This is a genomic window from Streptomyces sp. NPDC002232 (assembly GCF_042890295.1).
Lineage (GTDB): Bacteria > Actinomycetota > Actinomycetes > Streptomycetales > Streptomycetaceae > Streptomyces.
Map to the genome: position 1 here is coordinate 321,697 of NZ_JBIARV010000006.1, position 15,111 is coordinate 336,807.

A 15,111-nucleotide genomic window follows, 5' to 3' on the forward strand; every position below is an offset into this window, starting at 1 on the left:
CTTCGACCCATCGAGCAACGAGACGATACGTATCGTCTCACTCGATCCGTGTTCCCGAGGTCAGGAGGTCGCCCTTGTTCCGTGCCCAATGCATCGACGTCACCAAGCGCTACGACGACCGGCACGTGCGGAACCGCACCGTGCTGGACCGGGTCTCCCTCACCGTCCGCCCCGGCGAACGCCTCGGCGTCGTCGGCGACAACGGCTCCGGGAAGTCCACCCTCCTCCGGCTCCTCGCCGGCCTGGAGGCCCCCGACAACGGCACCGTGACCGTCGAGTCCCCCGGCGGCCTCGGCCACCTCGCCCAGACCCTCGACCTCCCCCCGGACGCCACCGTCGGCGACGCCGTCGACCACGCGCTGGCCGAACTGCGGGAGCTGGAGCGGGCGATCCGCACCGCCGAGGCCGAGCTCGCCACCACCGGGGACCTCGCCGGATACGCCCGGCTGCTCACCGCCCACGAGGCCCGGGGCGGCGCCGGAGCCGACCGGCGCGTCGAGACCGTCCTCCGCAGGCTCGGCGAGCCCGGCCCCCTCGACCGCGCCCGGCCGCTCGGGACGCTCTCCGGCGGACAGCGCTCCCGGCTCGCCCTGGCCGCCGTCCTCGCCGCCGAGCCCGAACTGCTGCTCCTCGACGAGCCGACCAACGACCTCGACGACCAGGCCGTGTCCTGGCTGGAGGACCGGCTGCGCGCCCACCGGGGCACGATCGTGGCCGTCTCCCACGACCGGGTCTTCCTCGACCGGGTCGCGACCGCCGTCCTGGAGGTCGACGAGGACCGCCACACCGTGCGGCGGTACGGCGACGGCTACCCGGGCTACCTCGCCGGACGCGCCGCCGAACGGGCCCGCAGGCAGCGCGCGTACGAGGAGTGGAAGGCCGAACTCGCCCGCCACCGGGCCCTCGCCGACACGAACATCGACCGCTTCTCCGCGATCCCCCGCAAGGCCCCGGCCGCGTTCAGCGGGGCCGGCGCCTTCCGCGCCCGGTCACGGGCGCACGGCGCGATGAGCCGCATCCGCGCGGCCCGCGAGCAGCTCGCCCGGCTCACCGGCCACCCCGTGCCCCCGCCGCCGGAACCGCTCCGGTTCCGCACGGAGATCGCGGGGGAGGGCGCGCCCGTCGATCTCGCCGGGATACGCGTCGACGGCAGACTGCACCTCGACGCCCTCCACCTCGACCCGGGCGGGCGCCTCCTGGTCACCGGGCCCAACGGCGCGGGAAAGACCACCCTCCTCCGGGTCCTGGCGGGCGAACTCGCCCCGGACGCGGGCACGGTGACCGTGCCCGCCCGGGTCGGGCTGCTCCGCCAGGACACGGCCCCACCCACCGACCCCCGTACGGTGGGCGAGGCCTTCGGAGAGGGCCGCGAGGACGAGCTGCTCGCCCTCGGGCTCTTCGCGGCCCGCGATCTGACGACCCCGGTCCGGCTGCTTTCGACCGGGCAGCGCCGCAGGCTGGAGCTGGCCCGGCTGGTCGCCTCCCCCGCCGACCTGCTCCTCCTCGACGAGCCGACCAACCACCTGGCCCCCGGCCTGGTGGAGGAGCTGGAGGCCGCGCTCGCCGCGTACCGGGGCACGCTGATCGTGGTCAGCCACGACCGGCGGCTGCGGGAGGGATTCCGGGGCCGGGTCCTCGACCTGACCCCGGCCCTGGCGCGGACCTAGTCGTCCGAGCCCTCCAGGTCGCCCTCCGTCTCCAGGAAGACCTGGCGCAGGGCGGCCAGCGTCTCCGGGTCCGGCTTCTCCCACATGCCGCGCGACTCGGCTTCGAGCAGCCGCTCGGCGATGCCGTGCAGGGCCCACGGGTTGGCCTCCTTCAGGAAGGCCTGGTTCTCCGCGTCGAGCACGTACTCCTGGGTGAGCTTGTCGTACATCCAGTCGGCGACCACACCCGTCGTCGCGTCGTACCCGAAGAGGTAGTCGACGGTCGCCGCCAGCTCGAACGCGCCCTTGTAGCCGTGGCGGCGCATCGCCTCGATCCAGCGGGGGTTGACCACGCGGGCCCGGAAGACCCGGGAGGTCTCCTCGACGAGCGTGCGCGTGCGGACGGTCTCCGGACGGGTCGAGTCGCCGATGTACGCCTCCGGGGAGGTGCCCGTGAGCGCGCGGACGGTCGCGACCATGCCGCCGTGGTACTGGAAGTAGTCGTCCGAGTCGGCGATGTCGTGCTCGCGGGTGTCCGTGTTCTTCGCGGCCACCGCGATCCGCTTGTACGCGGTCTCCATCTCGGCGCGCGCCGGACGTCCTTCGAGCCCGCGCCCGTAGGCGTAACCGCCCCACACCGTGTACACCTCGGCGAGGTCGGCGTCCGTGCGCCAGTCCCGCGAGTCGATCAGCTGGAGGATGCCCGCGCCGTACGTGCCCGGACGGGAGCCGAAGATCCTGGTGGTGGCGCGCCGCTCGTCGCCGTGCTCCGCGAGGTCGGCCTGCGCGTGCGCCCGGACGTGGTTGTCCTCGGCGGACTCGTCCTCCAGACCCGCCACGAGCCGTACGGCGTCGTCGAGGAGGCCGATGACGTGCGGGAAGGCGTCCCGGAAGAAGCCCGAGATGCGCAGCGTCACATCGACGCGCGGACGGCCGAGCTCGTCGAGCGGGATCGGCTCCAGGCCGTTGACCCGGCGCGAGGCCTCGTCCCACAGCGGGCGGACGCCGAGCAGGGCGAGGGCCTCGGCGACGTCGTCGCCGGCGGTGCGCATCGCGCTCGTGCCCCACAGGGACAGGCCGACGGAGGTCGGCCACGTGCCGTTGTCGTCGCGGTAGCGGGTGAGCAGCGAGTCGGCCAGCGCCTGCCCGGTCTCCCAGGCGAGCCGGGACGGCACGGCCTTCGGGTCGACCGAGTAGAAGTTGCGGCCGGTCGGCAGGACGTTGACCAGGCCGCGCAGCGGGGAGCCGGACGGTCCGGCCGGGACGAAGCCGCCGTTCAGGGCGTGCACGGCGTGCGCCAGCTCGTCGGTGGTGGCGGCCAGGCGCGGCACGACCTGCTCACAGGCGAAGCGCAGCACGTCCCGGACCTCGGAGCCGTACGCGGCGGCGACCGTGCCGATCGCGTCGACGGACCAGCCGGCGGCCTCCATGCCCTCGACCAGCTCGCGGGCCTTCGCCTCGGCCTCGTCGGCGGTGGTCCGGGTCGCGGCCGACTCGTCCAGGCCGAGGGCCTCGCGCAGACCGGGCAGCGCCTGCGTGCCGCCCCAGATCTGGCGGGCGCGCAGGATGGACAGGACCAGGTTCACCCGGGCCTCGCCCTCCGGGGCACCGCCGAGGACGTGCAGCCCGTCGCGGATCTGGGCGTCCTTGACCTCGCACAGCCAGCCGTCGACGTGCAGCAGGAAGTCGTCGAAGCCGTCGTCCTCCGGGCGCTCCTCCAGGCCGAGGTCGTGGTCGAGCTTCGCCGCCTGGATCAGGGTCCAGATCTGCGCGCGGATCGCGGGCAGCTTCGCCGGGTCCATGGAGGAGATCTGCGCGTACTCGTCGAGGAGCTGCTCCAGGCGCGCGATGTCGCCGTACGAGTCGGCGCGGGCCATCGGCGGGACCAGGTGGTCGACCAGGGTGGCGTGCACGCGCCGCTTGGCCTGGGTGCCCTCGCCCGGGTCGTTGACGAGGAACGGGTAGATCAGCGGGATGTCGCCGAGGGCCGCGTCGGGGCCGCAGGCGGCGGACAGGCCGGCGTTCTTGCCGGGCAGCCACTCCAGGTTGCCGTGCTTGCCCAGGTGGACCATGGCGTCGGCGCCGAAGCCGCCGTCCTCGGCGCGGGCCGCGATCCAGCGGTAGGCCGCCAGGTAGTGGTGGGACGGCGGGAGGTCGGGGTCGTGGTAGATCGCGATCGGGTTCTCGCCGAAGCCGCGCGGGGGCTGGATGAGGACCAGCAGGTTCCCGCGGCGCAGGGCGGCGAGGACGAGGTCGCCCTCCGGATTGCGGGACCGGTCGAGGAACATCTCGCCGGGCGCCGGGCCCCAGTGCTCCTCGACCTGCTCGCGGAGCTCGGCGGGCAGCGTCGCGTACCAGCGCTTGTAGTCGGCGGCCGGGATGCGGACCGGGTTCTTCGCGAGCTGCTCCTCGGTCAGCCAGTCCTGGTCGTGGCCGCCGGCCTCGATGAGGGCGTAGATCAGCTCGTCGCCGTCGCCGGAGACCACGCCGGGCAGGTCGGCCTCGGGGCCGAAGTCGTAGCCCTCCGCGATCAGGCGGCGGAGCAGGGACACGGCGGAGGCGGGGGTGTCGAGACCGACCGCGTTGCCGATGCGGGAGTGCTTCGTCGGGTACGCGGAGAGGACGAGCGCCAGCCGCTTCTCGGCGTTCGGGATGTGGCGGAGCCGGGCGTGCCGGACGGCGATCCCGGCGACGCGGGCCGCCCGCTCGGCGTCGGCGACGTACGCGGGCAGACCGTCGGCGTCGATCTCCTTGAAGGAGAACGGGACGGTGATGAGGCGGCCGTCGAACTCGGGCACCGCGACCTGGCTGGCGGCGTCCAGCGGGGACAGGCCCTCGTCGTTCTCCTCCCACGCCGACCGCGAGCCGGTCAGGCACAGCGCCTGGAGGATCGGCACGTCGAGCGCGGCGAGCGCGCCCGCGTCCCAGGCCTCCTCGTCGCCTCCGGCCTGGGCCTCGGCGGGCTTGGTGCCGCCGGCCGCGAGGACGGTCGTGACGATCGCGTCGGCGGTGCGCAGCGTGTCGACGAGCTCCGTCTCGGGGGCCCGGAGGGACGCCACGTACAGCGGGAGGGCGCGCGCGCCGGCGTCCTCGATCGCGCCGCAGAGGGCGTCGACGAAGGCGGTGTTCCCGCTCATGTGGTGGGCGCGGTAGTAGAGCACGGCGATCGTCGGACCGTCGCCGTCCTTCGCGGTCCGGTCCAGCGGGCCCCAGGTGGGGGCGGCCGCCGGGGCCTCGAAGCCGTGGCCGGTGAGCAGGACGGTGTCGGAGAGGAAGCGGGCCAGCTGCTCCAGGTTGGCCGGGCCGCCGTGCGCCAGGTAGGCGTGCGCCTCGGTGGCGACGCCGACGGGGACGGTGGAGGCCTCCATGAGCTGGGCGTCGGGGGCCTGTTCGCCGCTCAGTACGACGACCGGCTTCCCGGCGGCCAGGATCGTGTCCAGGCCCTCCTGCCAGGAGCGGACGCCGCCGAGGAGCCGGACGAGGACGAGGTCGACGCCGTCGAGCAGGGCGGGCAGGTCGGCCAGGGGGAGGCGGGAGGGGTTGGCGAAGCGGTACTCCACCGGCCCTCCGGCCGCGCGGGCGCTGAGCAGGTCGGTGTCGGAGTGCGACAGCAGCAGGAGCATGGCGAGGCTCAGGCCTTCCTCGGGGTTGTCCGCGCCCCGGGTGGTCAGATGGACGGCGGGAGTTCCTGACTCACCCGCGGGTGCGGGCTCACAGTGGCGGGACCGCGCCGGAATCTCACCGGGCTTCCTCCCCGGGGTCCTGGGACCCCATGCCGATCTGCATCCTAGATCGTGGCGTCGGCGGGCCCCAGGGAGCGGCGGGGTCGACCGGATCACACCCGGTGGCCGGCCGGTTCCCCGTGGGTATGCTCGCCGCCATGCCGCCCACCCCACCCCCGGTGCCCGAACCGGGCGAACCGCGCGTACGGGACCGTGGCGACGCCTGCCCCGGGGCGCTGCGCCTGCACTCCGCCGACGACGGACGCCTGGCCCGACTGCGGCTGCCCGCAGGTCGCCTGACGGCTCATCAGGTCGAGGTCCTGGCGGACGCGGCCGAGACCCTCGGCGACGGGCGGCTCAGCATCACCTCGCGCGGCAACGCGGAGCTGCGCGGCCTCGCCGACGACTGCGGGGCCGAGCTGGCGGCGCTCCTCGCCGAGGCCGGCCTGCTGCCCTCCCCCACCCACGAGCGCGTCCGCAACATCGTCGCCTCGCCCGCCTCGGGCCTCGACGGACTCGGCGCGTCCGACGTGCAGTTGTGGGCCCGTGAGCTCGACAGCCACCTGCTGTCCGCGCCGTGGGCGTCTGCGCTCTCCGGCCGGTTCCTCTTCGTCCTCGACGACGGCCGGGGAGACGTCGCCGGACTCGGCGGGGATGTGACCTTGGTCGCAGTGGGCGGCGGGGCGGCGGAGCTGCACGTCGGCGGGCGGGCCGTCCGGCTCGCGGCCTCCGACGCGCCCTCGGCCGCCCTGGCCGCGGCGGGCGGCTTCCTGGCCGCGGCCGCCGAGGCCGGCACCGGCGCCTGGCGGGTCCGCGAGCTGCCCCGGGGGTACGGGGTGGACCTGGCGGAGTGCGGGGTGGCCGGGGAGCCCGTCCCCGCGCCGGCGCTCCCGCACGGCCCTCCCCCCGCGCCCGGCGTCCTCGGACCCGCCGCCCTCTCCGTGCTCGCCCCGCTCGGCCGGCTCACCGCCGCCCGGCTGCGGGCGCTGCTCCCCGCCGACGAGGTGCGCCTCACGCCCTGGCGCGGGGTCGTCGTGGCCGGGACGGACCCCGGCCTGCTGCCCCTGCTCGACGCGGCCGGGCTGATCACCCGCCCCGACTCCCCCTGGGCCGGGGTCACCGCCTGCACCGGGCGGCCCGGCTGCGCGAAGTCCCTCGCCGACGTCCGCGCCGACGCCGCCCCGGGACCCGCCGCGCGCCGCCCCGGCCCGCCGGGACACCCCGCCCGTCCCGTCCTGCCCGTGCACTTCTCCGGGTGCGAGCGCCGCTGCGGACACCCGCACGGCGCCTGGACCGACGTCCTCGCCACCGGCGACGACAGCTACCGGGTGGACGGCGTCCCCACCCCCCGTACCGCCCTGCCCGACGCAGTGACCAAGGCCCGCACGACGAGATGAGCGAGAGCACCAGGATGTTCGACTACGAGAAGGACGGGACGGAGATCTACCGCCGGTCCTTTGCCACGATCCGCGCCGAGGCGGACCTCGCGGACCTGCCCGCCGACGTCGCCATGGTGGCGGTCCGGATGATCCACGCCTGCGGCATGACCGACCTCGTGCAGGACATCGCGTACTCCCCCCAGGTCGTCGCGAACGCCCGCGCGGCCCTGCGCGCCGGCGCGCCGATCCTCTGCGACGCCCAGATGGTCGCCAGCGGCGTCACCCGCAAGCGGCTGCCCGCCGACAACGAGGTGCTCTGCGCGCTCTCCGACCCGGCCGTGCCCGCCCTCGCCGCCGAGCTCGGCACCACCCGCTCCGCCGCCGCCCTGGAGCTGTGGCGGGACCGCCTCGAAGGCTCCGTCGTCGCCATCGGCAACGCGCCGACCGCCCTCTTCCACCTCCTGGAGATGATCGCGAAGGGCGCCGGGAGGCCCGCCGCCGTCCTCGGCATACCCGTCGGCTTCATCGGCGCCGCCGAGTCCAAGGACGCCCTGGCCGAGAACACCCTCGGCCTCGACTACCTGGTCGTCCGGGGCCGGCGCGGCGGCAGCGCGATCACGGCCGCCGCGATCAACGCCCTCGCCCACGAAGCGGAGATCCAGGCATGAGCCCCGTGACCGGCAAGCTGTACGGCGTCGGGCTCGGCCCCGGCGACCCGGACCTGATGACCGTCGCCGCCGTGAAGGCCATCGCGGCGGCCGACGTCATCGCCTACCACTCGGCCCGCCACGGCCGCTCCATCGCGCGCTCCATCGCCGCCGAGCACATCCGCGAGGACCACATCGAGGAGCGGCTGATGTACCCGCTCACGGTGGAGACCACGGACCACCCCGGCGGCTACCGGGGCGCCCTGAACGACTTCTACGAGGAGGCCGCGGCCCGCCTCGCCGCCCACCTCGACGCCGGCCGCACCGTCGCCGTCCTCGCCGAGGGCGACCCGCTCTTCTACGGCTCGTACCAGCACATGCACAAGCGGCTCGCCGACCGCTACGACACGACCGTCCTGCCCGGCGTCACCTCGGTCAGCGCCGCCGCCGCCCGGCTCGGGGAGCCGCTGTGCGAGGCGGAGGAGGTCCTCACGATCATCCCCGGCACCCTGCCGGAGGACGAGCTGACGGCCCGCCTCGCGGGCACCGACTCGGCGGTCGTGATGAAGCTGGGCCGCACCTTCCCGACCGTGCGGCGGGCCCTGGAGCGGGCCGGCCGGCTGGACGACGCCCGCTACGTGGAGCGCGCCTTCATGAAGGGCGAGCGCACGGAGCGGCTGACGGACGTGGACCCGGAGTCCGTCCCGTACTTCTCCGTCGCGGTCCTGCCCTCCCGCGTCGACCAGGAGCCCCCGGCGCGGGAGACCGGCGAGGTCACCGTCGTCGGCACCGGGCCCGCCGGCGCGCCCTGGCTGACCCCCGAGTCGCGGGGCGCGCTCGTCAACGCCGACGTCCTCGTCGGCTACACGACGTACCTCGACCGGGTCCCCGTCCTGCGCCCCGGCCAGATCCGCCACGGCTCCGACAACAAGGTGGAGTCCGAGCGCGCCGAGTTCGCCCTCGACCTGGCCCGGCGCGGCCGGAAGGTCGCGGTCGTCTCCGGCGGCGACCCGGGCGTCTTCGCCATGGCGACGGCGGTCCTGGAGGTCGCCTGCGAACCGGAGTACGCCGACGTGCCCGTACGGGTCCTCCCCGGGGTGACCGCGGCGAACGCGGCCGCGGCGGCGGCGGGCGCCCCCCTCGGCCACGACTACGCGACGATCTCCCTGTCCGACCGGCTCAAGCCGTGGGACGTCATCGAGGCCCGGCTGCGCGCCGCCGCCTCCGCCGACCTGGTCATCGCCCTGTACAACCCGGGCTCGAAGTCCCGCACCCACCAGGTGGCCGCCGCCCGCGAGCTCCTCCTGGAGCTCCGCGCCCCGGAGACCCCGGTGGTCGTCGCCCGCGATGTCGGCGGCCCCGAGCAGTCGGTCCGGATCCTGACCCTGAAGACCCTGGACCCCTCCGAGGTCGACATGCGCACCCTCCTGCTGATCGGCTCCTCGCAGACCCGGTCGGCCGAACGGGGCGACGGCCGCACGATCACGTGGACGCCGCGACGGTACGGCTGACCGGCGGGGTCCGCCCGCCGCTACCGGCCGGCACCGCCCCGGCCGCGTACGACAGGACCCCGCACCGGGCCGGGGTCACCGTGCTCGGGACGCCCCCGGCCGAGCGGCGGCCCAGGCGGCGGCCTCCTCCGGGGAGGCCGCCGTCGTCACGCCCGCCGGGACCGGGGGGCGGCGGACCACCACCACCGGGAGGCCCGCCTCGCGGGCCGCGCGGAGCTTCGGGGCCGTCGCCGCGCCGCCGCTGTCCTTCGTCACCACGACGTCGATCCGGTGGCGGGCCAGGATCTCCCGCTCCCCTTCCAGCGTGAAGGGCCCCCGGTCCAGGAGCAGTTCGGTGCGCGCGGGCCCGGCCGTGTCGGGGGCGTCCACCGAGCGGACCAGGAACCACTGCGGGCAGTCCGCGAAGGCCGCCAGGCCCATCCGGCCCGTCGTCAGGAACACCCGGTCGCCCAGACCGTCCAGCGTCCGGGCCGCCTCCTCCAGGGACGCCACCGACCGCCAGTCGTCGCCCTCCACCGGGACCCAGCCGGGACGGCGCAGCGCCAGCAGGGGAACATGGGCGGTGGCGGCCGCCCGGGCCGCGTTGAAGCTGATCCGCTCGGCGAAGGGATGGGTGGCGTCGATGACCGCGTCCACGGCGTGTCCCGCCATCCAGTCCACGAGCCCGTCGACGCCCCCGAACCCGCCGATCCGCACCTCCCCGGCCGGCAGCCGCGGGCTCGCCACCCGTCCCGCGAGGGAGCTGGTGACCCGGAACCGTCCGTGCAGCAGTCCGGCGAGGGCGCGGGCCTCGGTGGTCCCGCCGAGAATGAGTATGTGCACAGGAGCCTCTTCGTGACTTCAGGCGGCGGGCGTGAGGCCCAACTCAAGCACACGGGCCTGCGGCCGGGCTGGACGACCGGCGCGTGCGCGACGGCGGCCACCACCGCCGCGTACACCGCGCTGCTGACCGGCGACTTCCCCGACCCGGTGACGATCACGCTGCCGAAGGGCCAGACGCCTTCCTTCGCGCTGACCGCCGAGTCCCTGGCGGACGGCTCGGCGATGGCCGCCGTCGTCAAGGACGCCGGCGACGACCCGGACGTCACCCACGGGGCCGTGGTCCGCTCGACGGTACGGCTCCTGCCGCCCGGTTCCGGCGTCGTCTTCCGCGCGGGCGAGGGCGTCGGCACGGTCACCCTCCCGGGGCTGCCCCTGGAGGTCGGCGAGCCCGCGATCAACCCGGTGCCCCGGCAGCTGATGCGGGCGCACGTGGCGGAGGTCGCCGCCCGGCACGGCGGGAGCGGCGACGTCGAGATCACCGTGTCCGTCGACCACGGCGCCGAGATCGCCCGCTCCACCTGGAACCCCCGGATCGGGATCCTCGGCGGCCTGTCGATCCTCGGCACGACCGGCGTCGTCGTCCCGTACTCCTGCTCCGCCTGGATCGACTCCATCCGCCGGGGCGTCGACGTGGCCCGCGCGGGCGGCCTCACCCACGTGGCGGGCTGCACCGGATCGACGTCGGAGCGCACGGTCGGGGAGATCTACGACCTTCCGGAGATCGCCCTGCTGGACATGGGCGACTTCGCGGGCGCCGTCCTCAAGTACATCCGGCGCCATCCCGTCGACCGGCTCACGATCTGCGGCGGCTTCGCCAAGCTGTCCAAGCTGGCCGCCGGGCACCTGGACCTGCACTCGGCCCGCTCCCAGGTCGACAAGGGCTTCCTCGCGGACCTGGCCCGCGCGGGCGGTGCCCCGGAGCCCCTCGCGGCCGAGATCGCGGCCGCGAACACGGGCCTCGCCGCCCTCCGCCTCTGCGAGGCCGCCGCCGTCCCCCTGGGCGACCTGGTCGCCGCCCGCGCCCGCGACGAGGCCCTGACGGTGCTGCGCGGCGCCCCGGTCGCGGTGGACGTCATCTGCATCGACCGCGCGGGCACGGTGGTGGGCCGCTCGTCGGTGGCGGGGCCGTGGACCGGCTGACAGCGGGGTGACCGCCCGTCGGTGGCGGGGCGTGGACCGGACGCCCGTCGGTGGCGGGCCGTGGACCGGACGACAGCTGCCCGCTCGACGGTGGCGGGCCCAAAAACCGGACGACAGCCGGGTGACCGCGCGCCGAGAATCCCCGGATGACCGACTTCTCGCACAAGCCCACCCTCACCGGCGACCTGGTGGTCCTCCGGCCCGTCACCGCGGCGGACGTGCCCGCGCTGCTGCCGCTGTTCGAGGACGCGGAGGTCATGCGGCTGACCGGGAGCCACACGCGGTTCGACGAGGCGGCGCTCGTGACCTGGTACGGCTCGCGGGGCGCGCGGGACGACCGGCTGGACCTCGCCGTGGTCGAGCGGGCCACCGGCCGGGTCGTCGGCGAGGCCGTCCTCCTGGAGTGGGACCCCGGCAACGAGAGCTGCGCCTTCCGGATCGCCTTCGTCCCGGACGCGGTCGGCCGGGGCCTGGGCACGGAGGCGACCCGGCTGATCGTCGGCCACGGCTTCGAGGCGCTCGGCCTGTACCGGATCTGGCTGGAGGTGTACGCCTTCAACCCGCGCGCCCGCCGCGCCTACGAGAAGGCCGGCTTCCGCGCCGAGGGCGTCCTGCGGGGCGCGCTGCTGTGGGAGGGGGAGCGGGTGGACGCGACGGTGATGTCGGTCCTGGCGCCGGAGTGGTCGGGGACGGCCGCCGTCAGACCTTGAGTACGCGCGCCCCTGTTCCTCGCACCGGCCCCCGCACTGACGTTCGGAACCGTCGAACCGGATGCGCGTCCTCCTTCCCGTGCCTAGGCTCGACCCCGCAGGAGTCCCCTACGAGAAGGAGGAGTTCCCATGGCGAAGCGCGGCAACAAGAAGCGGGCCCGCAAGAAGAAGAAGGCGAACCACGGCAAGCGGCCCAACGCCTGAGGCACCGGGCCGCGGACGGGACCGTCAGCAGGTGTGGCGGTCCCGGGCCGGGTCGTACAGGTGGCTGTCGCGGAACTCGGACGCCGCCAGCGTGCGGCCCACGACTATGACGGCCGTCTTGGTGATCCCGGCCTCCTTCACCTGGTCCGCGATGTCCTCCAGGGTCCCCCGCAGCACCACCTCGTCCGGCCGGCTCGCCATCGCGACGACCGCGGCCGGGCAGTCCGCGCCGTAGTGCGGGACGAGTTCGGAGACGATCCGGTCGACGTACCGCGCCCCCAGGTGCAGCACGATCAGGGCGCCGCTGCGGCCGAGGGTCGCGAGGTCCTCGCCCTCCGGCATCGGGGTGGCCTGCTGGGCGATGCGCGTGAGGATCACCGTCTGGCCGACCGTCGGGACCGTCAGCTCCCGCTTGAGCGCCGCCGCGGCCGCCGCGAACGCGGGAACGCCCGGCACGACCTCGTACGGGATGCCGGCCGCGTCCAGCCGCCGCATCTGCTCCGCCACCGCGCTGAACACCGACGGGTCGCCGGAGTGCAGCCGGGCCACGTCGTGGCCGGCCGCGTGGGCGGCGGTGATCTCCGCGACGATCCGGTCCAGGTCCAGCTGCGCCGTGTCGACGAGTTTCGCGTCCGGCGGGCACTCGGCGAGCAGCTCGGTGGGGACGAGGGAGCCGGCGTAGAGGCAGACCCCGCACCGGGCGAGGGTCCGCGCGCCGCGCACGGTGATGAGGTCGGCCGCGCCGGGGCCCGCGCCGATGAAGTAGACGGTCATTCCTCTGTACAACCCTTCGTTACGGACCATTGCGTGACGGGCATGGCCTGGCGCCAGCCGGTGAAGCCGCCCACGGGCACGGCGGTGGAGACGGCGAGACGGACCAGTTCGCCGCCCCTGCGGCGGTAGTGGTCGGCGAGCAGCGCCTCGGATTCCAGCGTCACGGTGTTGGCGACGAGCCGGCCGCCGGGCGGCAGGGCGTCCCAGCAGGTGTCGAGCAGTCCGGGGGCGGTGAGGCCGCCGCCGATGAAGACCGCGTCGGGGGTGGGCAGGCCGGCGAGGGCGGCGGGCGCGGGGCCGGTGACGACCTCCAGGCCGGGGACGCCGAGGGCGTCGGCGTTGCGGGCGATGCGGGCGGCCCGCTCCGGGGACCGCTCGACGGCGATCGCCCGGCAGGAGCGGTGGGCCCGCATCCACTCGACGCCGATGGAGCCGGAGCCGCCGCCGATGTCCCAGAGGAGTTCGCCGGGGGCGGGGGCGAGCGCGGCGAGGGTCGCGGCGCGCACGTACCGCTTGGTGAGCTGGCCGTCGTGCTCGTACGCCGCGTCGGGGAGTCCGGGCACGGTGCCGAGCCGGAGGGTGCCGGGGTCGCGCGCGCAGTCGAGGGCGAGGACGTTCAGCGGGTCGGTGCGCTCGTGGGGCCAGTCGGCGGCGGTCCCGTCGAGGAGCCGCTCGCCGGGGCCGCCGAGCTGTTCGAGGACGCGGATCCGGGTGCCGCCCCAGCCGGTCGCGCGCAGCAGCTCCGCGACCCGCGCGGCGGTCCCGGCGCCCTCGCTGAGGACGAGCAGGCGGCGGCCGTCGTGCAGGGCGGCGGAGAGCGCGGCGAGCGGCCGGGCGACGAGGGAGACGGTCTCGACGGCCTCCAGGGGCCAGCCGAGGCGGGCGCACGCGTAGGAGACGGAGGAGGGGTGCGGGTGGACGCGGAGCCGGTCGGCGCCGACGGTCTCGGCGAGGGTGCGGGCGATGCCGTGGAAGCTCGGGTCGCCGCTGGCGAGGACGGCGACCGCGCGGCCCTCGTGGGCGGCGAGCAGTCCGGGGACGGCGGGCCGGAGCGGGGAGGGCCAGGTGATCCGCTCGCCCGCGCAGTCGGCGGGGAGGAGGGCCAGCTGGCGGGGGGCGCCGACGAGGACCTCGGCGGTCCGCAGGACGCGGCGGGAGCTCTCGGGGAGCCCGTCCCAGCCGTCCGCGCCGATTCCGACGACCGCTATCGCACCGTTCACCTGCGCGACTTTACGTGAGGGCCGCGTTCCGCCGGTACGTGGCGGGCCCCACTCGGGGGCCCGGCCGGGCGCCGCCGGGGCCCCTCTCCGAAGCTCGTCCGCGCCCCGGCCCGGCCCCCGTCCGCGCCTCGGCCCGCCCCCGGCCCGGCCGCCGTCCGCGCCCTGCGGCACCGGCCGGAATAGACGACGGGGTGGCACCGTTGAGCGGGATAGTTTAAGCTTCAACCACTAGCCAGGAACGCGAGAGGTGAGCACGATGCAGTTCGGGATCTTCACCGTCGGCGACGTGACGACCGACCCCACCACCGGCCGCACCCCCAGCGAGCACGAGCGCATCAAGAACACCGTCGCGATCGCGCTCAAGGCCGAGGAGGTCGGGCTCGACGTCTTCGCGACCGGCGAGCACCACAACCCGCCGTTCGTCCCGTCCTCCCCGACGACCCTCCTCGGGCACATAGCCGCCCGCACGGAGCGCCTGATCCTGTCCACCTCGACCACGCTCATCACCACCAACGACCCGGTGAAGATCGCCGAGGACTACGCGACCCTCCAGCACCTCGCCGACGGCCGCGTGGACCTGATGATGGGCCGCGGCAACACCGGCCCCGTCTACCCGTGGTTCGGCCAGGACATCCGGCAGGGGATCCCGCTCGCCATCGAGAACTACGCGCTCCTCCACAAGCTGTGGAGGGAGGACGTGGTCGACTGGGAGGGCAAGTTCCGCACGGCCCTCCAGGGCTTCACCGCCACCCCGCGCCCCCTCGACGGCGTCCCGCCCTTCGTCTGGCACGGCTCCATCCGCTCCCCCGAGATCGCCGAGCAGGCCGCCTACTACGGCGACGGCTTCTTCGCGAACCACATCTTCTGGCCCAAGCAGCACACCGAGAAGATGGTCCGGCTCTACCGGCAGCGGTACGCCCACTACGGCCACGGCACCCCCGAGCAGGCGATCGTCGGCCTCGGCGGCCAGGTCTTCCTGCGGAAGAACTCCCAGGACGCGGTACGGGAGTTCCGCCCGTACTTCGACAACGCGCCGGTCTACGGCCACGGCCCCTCCCTGGAGGAGTTCAGCCGCGAGACCCCGCTGACCGTCGGCTCGCCGCAGGAGGTCATCGAACGCACCCTGTCCTTCCGCGAGTACGCAGGCGACTACCAGCGCCAGCTCTTCCTGGTCGACCACGCCGGGCTGCCCCTCAAGACCGTCCTGGAGCAGCTCGACCTCCTCGGCGAGGAGGTCGTCCCGGTCCTGCGCAAGGAGTTCGCGAACCTGCGCCCCGCCGGCGTGCCCGAGACCGCCCCGCTCCACCCCGCCGTCCTCGCGTCCCAGGAGGTCTGA

Annotated in this window: 12 protein-coding genes and 1 riboswitch; of the genes, 8 read left to right on the forward strand and 4 right to left on the reverse strand. The window is 75.1% G+C overall.

Annotated features, from left to right (window positions below; translation table 11 throughout):
* Nucleotides 1–74 precede the first annotated feature (74 nt).
* Entirely contained in the window at nt 75–1,667 is a 1,593-nt protein-coding gene (abc-f, locus tag ACFYXU_RS29730) for a ribosomal protection-like ABC-F family protein (RefSeq protein WP_389407771.1), read from the forward strand.
* Here the strand turns inward: abc-f and cobN are convergent.
* Nucleotides 1,664–5,269 carry a cobaltochelatase subunit CobN gene (gene cobN / locus ACFYXU_RS29735; RefSeq protein ID WP_389407772.1) on the reverse strand — a complete coding sequence of 1,202 codons (3,606 nt, stop codon included), beginning with the start codon at nt 5,267–5,269 and terminating at the stop codon, nt 1,664–1,666. The two genes, abc-f and cobN, sit on opposite strands and share 4 nt — an antisense overlap.
* A 37-nt stretch (nt 5,270–5,306) precedes the next feature.
* A riboswitch (cobalamin riboswitch) is annotated at nt 5,307–5,435 on the reverse strand.
* Nucleotides 5,436–5,514: 79 nt separating this feature from the next.
* On the opposite strand from cobN, the gene ACFYXU_RS29740 reads away from it, so the two are divergent.
* Genes ACFYXU_RS29740 through ACFYXU_RS29750 form a run of 3 tightly spaced genes read left to right on the forward strand, consistent with a single transcriptional unit; the run spans nt 5,515 to nt 8,905 of the window.
* On the forward strand, nt 5,515–6,765 hold the full coding sequence (locus ACFYXU_RS29740; protein WP_389461126.1) for a cobalamin biosynthesis protein CobG: 1,251 nt from the start codon (nt 5,515–5,517) through the stop codon (nt 6,763–6,765).
* A 14-nt stretch (nt 6,766–6,779) separates the two neighbouring features.
* Nucleotides 6,780–7,415 (forward strand): precorrin-8X methylmutase, encoded by a 636-nt coding sequence (locus ACFYXU_RS29745; RefSeq protein ID WP_376508536.1) that lies wholly within the window; start codon nt 6,780–6,782, stop codon nt 7,413–7,415.
* Entirely contained in the window at nt 7,412–8,905 is a 1,494-nt protein-coding gene (locus tag ACFYXU_RS29750; protein ID WP_376508373.1) for a precorrin-2 C(20)-methyltransferase, read from the forward strand. Before ACFYXU_RS29745 ends, ACFYXU_RS29750 begins: the two co-directional genes overlap by 4 nt.
* 75 nt (nt 8,906–8,980) lie before the next feature.
* Here the strand turns inward: ACFYXU_RS29750 and ACFYXU_RS29755 are convergent, their stop codons facing one another.
* Nucleotides 8,981–9,727, reverse strand: coding sequence for a cobalt-precorrin-6A reductase (locus ACFYXU_RS29755; RefSeq protein WP_389407773.1), 747 nt, complete (start codon nt 9,725–9,727; stop codon nt 8,981–8,983).
* A 12-nt stretch (nt 9,728–9,739) separates the two neighbouring features.
* On the opposite strand from ACFYXU_RS29755, the gene ACFYXU_RS29760 reads away from it, so the two are divergent.
* The 3 genes from ACFYXU_RS29760 (at nt 9,740) to ACFYXU_RS29770 (ending at nt 11,781) form a co-directional block, all read left to right on the forward strand.
* Entirely contained in the window at nt 9,740–10,867 is a 1,128-nt protein-coding gene (locus ACFYXU_RS29760; RefSeq protein ID WP_389407774.1) for a cobalt-precorrin-5B (C(1))-methyltransferase, read from the forward strand.
* 146 nt (nt 10,868–11,013) lie between these two features.
* Nucleotides 11,014–11,577, forward strand: coding sequence for a GNAT family protein (locus ACFYXU_RS29765; protein ID WP_329854942.1), 564 nt, complete (start codon nt 11,014–11,016; stop codon nt 11,575–11,577).
* A 129-nt stretch (nt 11,578–11,706) separates the two neighbouring features.
* Nucleotides 11,707–11,781 carry a 50S ribosomal protein bL37 gene (locus ACFYXU_RS29770; RefSeq protein ID WP_099895366.1) on the forward strand — a complete coding sequence of 25 codons (75 nt, stop codon included), beginning with the start codon at nt 11,707–11,709 and terminating at the stop codon, nt 11,779–11,781.
* A gap of 24 nt (nt 11,782–11,805) precedes the next feature.
* Here ACFYXU_RS29770 and cobM read toward each other — a convergent pair whose 3' ends face one another.
* Both cobM and cbiE read right to left on the reverse strand, forming a co-directional pair.
* Nucleotides 11,806–12,555 carry a precorrin-4 C(11)-methyltransferase gene (cobM, locus tag ACFYXU_RS29775; RefSeq protein ID WP_329854946.1) on the reverse strand — a complete coding sequence of 250 codons (750 nt, stop codon included), beginning with the start codon at nt 12,553–12,555 and terminating at the stop codon, nt 11,806–11,808.
* Complete coding sequence (cbiE, locus tag ACFYXU_RS29780; protein ID WP_389460820.1) at nt 12,552–13,775, reverse strand: precorrin-6y C5,15-methyltransferase (decarboxylating) subunit CbiE; 1,224 nt, start codon at nt 13,773–13,775, stop codon at nt 12,552–12,554. The genes cobM and cbiE overlap by 4 nt, the downstream gene beginning before the upstream one ends.
* A 256-nt stretch (nt 13,776–14,031) precedes the next feature.
* Between cbiE and ACFYXU_RS29785 the strand changes: the two genes are divergently transcribed.
* Nucleotides 14,032–15,111, forward strand: a complete 1,080-nt coding sequence (locus ACFYXU_RS29785) for an LLM class flavin-dependent oxidoreductase (protein ID WP_361395785.1) — start codon at nt 14,032–14,034, stop codon at nt 15,109–15,111.

What these genes read in the sequence shown, in the direction of transcription:
- ACFYXU_RS29785 (WP_361395785.1), top strand. Translation starts at nt 14,032, where the DNA reads ATGCAGTTCGGGATCTTCACCGTCGGCGACGTGACGACCGACCCCACC.
- ACFYXU_RS29765 (WP_329854942.1), top strand. Translation starts at nt 11,014, where the DNA reads ATGACCGACTTCTCGCACAAGCCCACCCTCACCGGCGACCTGGTGGTC.
- ACFYXU_RS29750 (WP_376508373.1), top strand. Translation starts at nt 7,412, where the DNA reads ATGAGCCCCGTGACCGGCAAGCTGTACGGCGTCGGGCTCGGCCCCGGC.
- ACFYXU_RS29740 (WP_389461126.1), top strand. Translation starts at nt 5,515, where the DNA reads ATGCTCGCCGCCATGCCGCCCACCCCACCCCCGGTGCCCGAACCGGGC.
- ACFYXU_RS29745 (WP_376508536.1), top strand. Translation starts at nt 6,780, where the DNA reads ATGTTCGACTACGAGAAGGACGGGACGGAGATCTACCGCCGGTCCTTT.
- cobN (WP_389407772.1), bottom strand. Translation starts at nt 5,269, where the DNA reads ATGCTCCTGCTGCTGTCGCACTCCGACACCGACCTGCTCAGCGCCCGC.
- cobM (WP_329854946.1), bottom strand. Translation starts at nt 12,555, where the DNA reads ATGACCGTCTACTTCATCGGCGCGGGCCCCGGCGCGGCCGACCTCATC.